6 protein-coding genes are annotated in these 7135 nt (G+C 74.6%); 2 read left to right on the top strand and 4 right to left on the bottom strand.

The window, feature by feature from the left end; genetic code table 11:
* From IE312_RS41675 to IE312_RS24105, 3 genes are all read right to left on the bottom strand, one after another.
* Window positions 1-439 (bottom strand): aromatic acid exporter family protein (locus IE312_RS41675; protein WP_229900375.1); only part of this gene is annotated, 439 nt, incomplete at its 3' end.
* 79 nt (window positions 440-518) lie between these two features.
* Window positions 519-1013: an FBP domain-containing protein gene (locus tag IE312_RS24110; protein ID WP_189984411.1), complete on the bottom strand. Its 495-nt coding sequence runs from the start codon at window positions 1011-1013 to the stop codon at window positions 519-521.
* 98 nt (window positions 1014-1111) lie between these two features.
* Window positions 1112-1807, bottom strand: a complete 696-nt coding sequence (locus IE312_RS24105) for a PAS domain-containing protein (RefSeq protein ID WP_229900374.1) — start codon at window positions 1805-1807, stop codon at window positions 1112-1114.
* Between the two features lie 361 nt (window positions 1808-2168).
* Between IE312_RS24105 and IE312_RS24100 the strand changes: the two genes are divergently transcribed.
* Both IE312_RS24100 and IE312_RS24095 read left to right on the top strand, forming a co-directional pair.
* Entirely contained in the window at window positions 2169-5348 is a 3180-nt protein-coding gene (locus IE312_RS24100; RefSeq protein WP_189984410.1) for a bifunctional cytochrome P450/NADPH--P450 reductase, read from the top strand.
* Window positions 5349-5457: 109 nt separating this feature from the next.
* On the top strand, window positions 5458-6747 hold the full coding sequence (locus IE312_RS24095) for an ROK family transcriptional regulator (protein ID WP_189984409.1): 1290 nt from the start codon (window positions 5458-5460) through the stop codon (window positions 6745-6747).
* A gap of 65 nt (window positions 6748-6812) precedes the next feature.
* On the opposite strand, the gene IE312_RS24090 is transcribed toward IE312_RS24095, so the two are convergent.
* Window positions 6813-7040 (bottom strand): hypothetical protein, encoded by a 228-nt coding sequence (locus tag IE312_RS24090; protein ID WP_189984408.1) that lies wholly within the window; start codon window positions 7038-7040, stop codon window positions 6813-6815.
* Window positions 7041-7135 lie beyond the last annotated feature (95 nt).

Below are 7135 nucleotides of genomic sequence, written 5' to 3'. Positions count from 1 at the left end.
GCGTCTCCACGATCCTCGCCCACGCGGTGAACCCGACCGTGGTGACCCCGAGCACCAGCATCGCGCTGATCGCCACCTCGGCCACGTACTCGTCCACGCGCACCAGGTGGCCCACGGCCAGCGCGGCCACGATCAGCAGCGCGAGGCTCCACCAGGTCAGGCCCACCAGTACGCTGAACGCGATCGCGACCAGGACCCCGGCGACGACCGAGTTCACCCGCCGGATGCCGTTGGTGAGCGTGGCGTAGAAGGTCACCTGGACCACCAGCAGCGCGGTCAGCGGCGCGGTGAGGGGCGCCGGCTCCGGACTCAGCCGGAGCGCGATCACATAGGCGATCGTCGCGGCCGTCGCCGACCGCAGTGTCTGGACGACCACCGGCTCCCGGCGGCGTTTCGCCAGACGCAGCAGTCCCTTGCTCCACTCTCGTACATCGCGCATCCCTTGGCCTGTTCCCGTTCCTCGGGGGCGCCGAACGTGGCTGTTCGCGGGCTGTTCCCGTCCGCTTTCGGCCAGCCGCCTAGGCGTGGAGCCGGTCGAGGAAGGCGTCCAGGTTGTCCCTCGTGCGGGCTATCTGCTCGTCCAGGGTCAAACTCTCCTCGAAGCGGGCGCCGGACTCCGGGGCCTTCCTGCCGCGCACGTACAGCGAACAGGCCAGGTCCGTGCACATGTACAGCCCGATCGAGTTGCCCTCGCGGCCCGCCGCACCCGTCCTGCGCGCGGCCATCAGCGACACCCCGCCGCCCCGGTGCGTGGTCAGGCACAGCGAGCACATGCTGCGGTGGGCGAAACCGCGCTGGTTCGCCGGGAAGCGCAGGGCCACCCCGACGAGCCGGCCGCCCCGCTCGGTGACCAGATAACTGCGGTCCGGGGCGCCCGGATCGCGCCAGCCCAGGAAGTCCAGGTCGTCCCAGGGGCGTTCGCCGAGGTCGCGGGGGACCGCCAGCCGCTTCGCCTCGCCCTTGGAGCAGTTGACGAACGAGCTGCGGATGTCGTGCTCGGTGAGCGGTCTCATGGGGAGTCCTTCCGGATCCGGCCGGGCCGGTGAACCTAGGACCTCTAGGTCAGCGGCTAGCCTAGTTAGCCAAGCGCCGAGCGGGCCAACGAATTTCCCTAGCCATGAGGCGAGGGGCCAGTGCCTTTCCCGCGGCCCTCCTCGCCCGGCTCCTCCTCCGTCGTGGCTCCCCCCGGATCCGGCGGCCACACCCCCGGGGCCAGGACGCCCAGCGCGTAGGCGCGGGCCACCAGCTCGGTGCGGTTCGCGGCGTTCCAGCGGGTCGACAGGCGACGCAGGTGATAGGTGACGCCGTCCCTGGTGAGGCCCAGTTCGCGGGCCGCCCGGGCCGTGGTGGCGCCGCCGGCGAGCAGGGCCAGCACCCGCCGCTCCACCTCGGTGGTCCGCACCGGCTCCGGCCGCGGTACCGGGCGCTCGCCCAGCACCCGCAGCATCACCAGCAGCGCCGGTGTCTCCTCCACGCTGTCGCTCACCGGATCCGCCGTCAGCTGCCCGTGCCGCTCCGCACCGCCGGGCGCCCGCCAGCACACCGACACCTGGTAGCGGGAGCGGTGCCGCAGCCGCAACGCCTCGGCGATCCGCTCCACCTGGGTGGCCTCCTGCGGCCGGAACAGCTCCAGCACCTGCCGGCCGCGCAGCCGGCCCGGGGCCGTACCGCACTCCGCGGCCATCGCCGGGTTCGCCAGCACCACCTGGCCGTACACGTCGCACACCGCCACCGGTACCGACACCCGGTCGAACAGCATCAGCGCACGGTTGCGCCACACCACCGCGTCGGGCTCTCCGGCCGCCATGGCACCTCCCGCTCCGTCGCCGACCGCCATCCAAGAGGAAGCGCAGGTCAGCGGCAAATCGACGCCGCGCGCGCGGCAGCGCGACCCGCCCGCGGCATCGGCGCACCGGCTCACGCGGACCCGCGCCCCCGGCGCACCCGCTCATGCGCCCCGTACGGCCGCCCGGTCCCCGCTCACGCCCCGCCCCTGTTCTCCCCGTGCGCGGGCGCAGCGCCGGGCCGGCGGCCGGTGCCGGGTGGGCGCAAGGCCCGCCGGCCACTTTCCACTGCACGATCGTGTAGTGCCGTGGCGCGTGCCCCGCGTGCCCGTCGACCACCCTGGAACGCAGTAGTCCGCTACCGCGAAAGGCAGTTGCCGCGTCATGCCCCCCACCGCACTGCACGCCGAACCGGCCGCACCCCCGGCCGGTGTCCCCGTCGTCGACATCACCGCCACCGGCCCCGGTCGCACCCCGATCCAGCAGATCATGCAGCTGATGCGGGAGCACGGCCCGGTGCTGGTGCGCCGGCTGCACGGCCGGGACGTGACGTTCGTCGCCGACACCGACCTGGTCGCCGAACTGGCCGACGAGGAACGGTTCGCCAAGCACGTCGGACCCGCCCTGGAGAACGTCCGCGAGTTCACCGCCGACGGCCTGTTCACCGCGTACGACGACGAGCCCAACTGGGCCAAGGCGCACGACATCCTGATGCCCGCCTTCGCGCTCGGCTCCATGCGCACCTACCACCCCGTGATGCTGAAGGTGGCCCGGCGGCTCATCGACTCCTGGGACCGGGCCGCACGGGCCGGCAAGCCCGTCGACGTGCCCGACGACATGACCCGCATGACCCTCGACACCATCGGACTGGCCGGATTCGACTACGACTTCGGCTCCTTCGACCGTACCGAGCCGCATCCCTTCGTGGAGTCCATGGTCCGCTGCCTGGAGTGGAGCATGACCCGTCCGGCCCGCGCCCCCGGCCAGGACCACACGGCGGCCGACGCGGCCTTCCGGCGCGACGCCGACTACCTGGCCCGGGTCGTGGACGACGTCATCGCCGCCCGCACCGGAACCAACCAGAGCGGCGCCGAGGACCTGCTCGGGCTGATGCTCAGCGCCCCGCACCCCGCCGACGGCACCACCCTGGACGCGGCCAACATCCGCAACCAGGTCATCACCTTCCTGATCGCCGGTCACGAGACCACCTCCGGCGCGATGTCCTTCGCCCTGTACTACCTCGCCAAGCACCCCGCCGTACTGCGCCTCGTGCAGCGCGAGGCCGACGCGCTGTGGGGCGACACGGCCGACCCCGAGCCGGCGTACGAGGACATCGGCCGGCTCACCTACACCCGCCAGGTCCTCAACGAGGCGCTGCGGCTGTGGCCGACGGCCGCCGCGTTCGGCCGGCGCGCCCGCGCGGACACCGTGCTCGGCGGGCGGATCCCGCTGCGCGCCGGCCAGGCCGTCACCGTGCTGGCGCCGATGCTGCACCGCCGGCCGGTGTGGGGTGACAACCCCGAACTGTTCGACCCGGAGCGGTTCACGCCCGAGGCCGAGGCGGCCCGCCCGGTGCACGCCTACAAGCCCTTCGGCACCGGTGAACGCGCCTGCATCGGACGGCAGTTCGCGCTGCACGAGGCGACCATGCTGCTCGCCCTGCTGGTCCACCGCTACCGGCTGCACGACCACGCCGGCTACCGGCTCACCGTGAAGGAGACCCTCACCCTCAAGCCGGACGGCTTCACCCTCACACTCACCCCGCGCACCCCCGCCGACCGCGTGCACGCCGCCCTGCCCGGCACCGCCCCCGCGCCGGCCGCGGGCAGCACGGCCCCGGACGCCCTCCCGGCCCGGGTCCGCCCCGGTACCCGCGCCCTCTTCCTGCACGGCAGCAACTACGGGACCTGCCGGGACTTCGCCGCACAGCTCGCCGACGAGGCCGCCGCCGTCGGCTGCGCCACCGAGGTCGCCGCGCTGGACGCCTACGCGGACGGCCTGCCCACGGACCGGCCCGTCGTCATCACCGCCGCCTCCTACAACGGCCGGCCCACCGACGACGCCGTCGCCTTCACCGCCTGGCTCGACGGCACCCCCGACCTGACCGGCGTCACCTACGCCGTCCTCGGCGTCGGCGACCGCAACTGGGCCGCCACCTACCAGCAGGTCCCCACCCGTGTCGACGCCCGCCTCGCCGAACTCGGCGCGACCCGGCTCGCCGACCGCGCCGCCGCCGACGCCTCCGGTGATCTCGCCGGTACGGTACGGGAGTTCGCGGCCCGGCTGCGCACCACTCTGCTGACGCGGTACGGCGACCCGGACGCCGTGGACGGCGTACCGGCCGAGCCCGACCACGCCTACACGGTGCGCACCCTGGCCGGCGGCCCGCTGGACGCCCTCGCCGAACGGCACGGCCTGGTCCCGATGACGGTCACCGAGGCGTACGACCTCACCGCCCCCGCCCACCCGCGCACCAAGCGGTTCCTGCGCGTCGCCCTGCCCGAGGGCGTCACCTACCGCACCGCCGACCACCTGACCGTGCTGCCCGCCAACGCCCCGGAACTGGTGGACCGGGCCGTCACCGCGTTCGGCCTGGACGCGGACACCGTCCTGGACATCCGCGCCACCCGTCCGCGGCGCGAGGGCCTTGCCGTCGACCGGCCGCTGAGCGTGCGCGAACTGCTCGCCCGGCACGTGGAGTTGCAGGAACGGCCGACCGGCCGGCAACGGGCCCTGCTCGCCGGGGCCAACCCCTGTCCGCCCGAGCGCGCCGCCCTCGCCGCCCTCACCGACGACGACCCGCGCACCCTGGTGGAGCTGGCCGAGGACCACCCCGCCCTGCGCGGCGCGCTCGGCTGGCCGCTCCTGCTCGACCTGCTGACCCCGCTGCGCCCCCGGCACTACTCCATCTCCTCGGCCCCGGCGGCCGACGCACGCCACGCCGACCTCATGGTGTCGGTGCTCGACGCGCCGGCCCGGTCGGGCAAGGGCCGCTACCGGGGCACCGGTTCCGGCCACCTCGCCTCCCTGCGGCCGGGCGACACCGTCCACGCCCGCGTCCAGCCCTGCCGCGAGGCGTTCCGGATCGACCACTCGGCACCGGTCGTGATGGTCGCCGCGGGCACCGGGCTCGCCCCGTTCCGGGGCGCCGTGGCCGACCGCCTGGCCGCCCGCCACGCGGGCACCCGGCTCCCGTCCGCGCTGCTCTACTTCGGCTGCGACGCCCCCGACGCCGACTATCTGCACGCCGAGGAGCTGCGCGCCGCCGAGCGGGCCGGAGCGGTGTCGCTGCGCCCCGCCTTCAGCGCCGCGCCCGAGAACGGGGCCGTCTTCGTCCAGCACCGGATCGCGGCCGAGGCCGACGAGGTGTGGCGGCTGCTGACGGCCGGGGCGCGGGTGTACGTGTGCGGCGACGGCGCCCGGATGGCCCCCGGCGTCCGCGAGGCCTTCCGTACGCTGTACCGGGAACGCACGCCCGGCGCGGACGGGACCGCCGCCGGGCGGTGGCTGGACGAGCTGGTCGCGGGCGGGCGGTACGTGGAGGACGTGTACGCGGCGGGCTGACTCTTCCTCGCCTTAGCTCATATCGTGAACTAAGGGTTGGGAAAATCTCGCGCCCCGGCTGCCCGAAGGGGTATGTTGCAGGTCGGGCACGGTTCGTGAAGGGAGCCACATGGCGGGGCGCAACGGACGCACGGTACGCGACCTGAGGCGGGGCAACCGGACGGCGGTGCTCCAACGGCTGTACTTCGACGGCCCGCTCAGCCGCTTCGAGCTGGGGCCGGCCACCGGGCTCAGCTCCGGCTCGGTCAGCAACGTGGTCGCGGATCTGATCGCCGACGGACTGGTGGAGGAGGCCGGCAGCGTCGACTCCGACGGCGGCCGGCCCCGCACCCTGCTGCGGGTCGCCCCGCACAGCGGACAGATGATCGGTGTCGACGTCGGTGAGACCCGCGTCCGGGTCGAGCTGTTCGACCTGGCCCTCACCGAACTGGCCCGTGCCGAACGCCCGCTGACCGCGCAGGGTTACGACGTCGACGTCATCGCCGGCCATGTCCGCGACGGTGTCGCGGAGGTCCTCGCCGCCGCGCAGGCCGCGCCCGACCGGCTGCTCGGGGTCGGCGTGGGTGTCCCCGGCATCGTGGAACACACCCCGGACCGGGGCGCCGTCGTGCACGGGCAGACCATCGGCTGGGACGCGGTCCCGCTGGAGCAGCTGCTCCGCTCGGCGTCCGGGCTGCCCGACGCGGTGCCGTACTTCATCGACAACGGCGCCAAGACCCTCGGCCAGGCCGAGATGTGGTTCGGCGCCGGGCGCGGCGCCCGCAACGCCGTGGTGGTGCTCTTCGGTTCCGGCGTCGGCGCCTGCCTGGTCACGCCCGAGGTGGAGCACGGACGGGCCGTGGAGTGGGGGCATCTGACGGTACGGGTGCGCGGGCGCCGCTGCCGCTGCGGTGCGCCGGGCTGCCTGGAGGCCTACGCGGGCGCCGAGTCCCTGCTCGCCCGCTGGCGCGAGCAGGGCGGGCGCCCGCCCGAGGGCACCGACGAGGAGACCGCGCTCACCGCGATGCTGGCCGCCGCGTACCCGTCCGAGGGGACGAGCGCCGACCCGGTGGCGCTGGCCGTCCTGGAGGAGACCGCCGAGTACCTGGGCGCCGGCCTGTCCGACCTGATCAACCTCTTCCAGCCCGAGCGGATCCTGATCGGCGGCTGGGCCGGCCTCCAGCTCGGCACGCGGTTCCTGCCCGCCGTACGCCGGCACGCGGCGACGTACGCCCTGCGGCACCCGGTCGACAAGGTGACCATCGATCTCGGCCGGCTGGGCCCGGACGCGGTCACCGTCGGCGCCGCGATCCTGCCCCTGGCCGAGTTCTTCGCCGACGGCGGCCGCCGCCCCGAACGCCCCCCGCAGGAACGGCTCCCGGCCTGGCGCAGGGCCCTCCAGGACCGCGCCCCGTACTGACCGCAAGCCCGGCGAAGGAGGCGGGAAGGCGCGGGGGAGCCAAGCGACGGCCGACCGTCCGCCGCTCAGTCCGCCGGTTCCTGCGGGTCCGGGTGTTCCGGGTGGACATTGCCCGGGTGAGCGGCGCCGCGCGGGCCGGTGCCGGCCTCGTCCGTGTCCGGGACGGTGTTCGTGTCCGGTGTGCGGCCCGGGGCCACGTCCCAGGGGTCCTCGTCGGGCCGGGCCTGCTGATCGGGCATGTCCCGGGGGACCGGCCGCTGCTCGGCGCCGGGCCGGGGCTTGTGCTCAGCCATGATTCTCTCGCTCCTCGGTCGGTTCGGGCGGGGCGCGGGGTCAGCCGACCTTCCGTCCCCGCATCGGTTCGGTCTCCATCCCGCCGCCCTTCTGC

This window comes from Streptomyces capoamus (genome assembly GCF_014654935.1).
GTDB classification, from domain to species: domain Bacteria; phylum Actinomycetota; class Actinomycetes; order Streptomycetales; family Streptomycetaceae; genus Streptomyces; species Streptomyces capoamus.
Note: the sequence above shows the minus strand (reverse complement) of the source record. Positions and strands in the feature narration are given on the sequence as shown.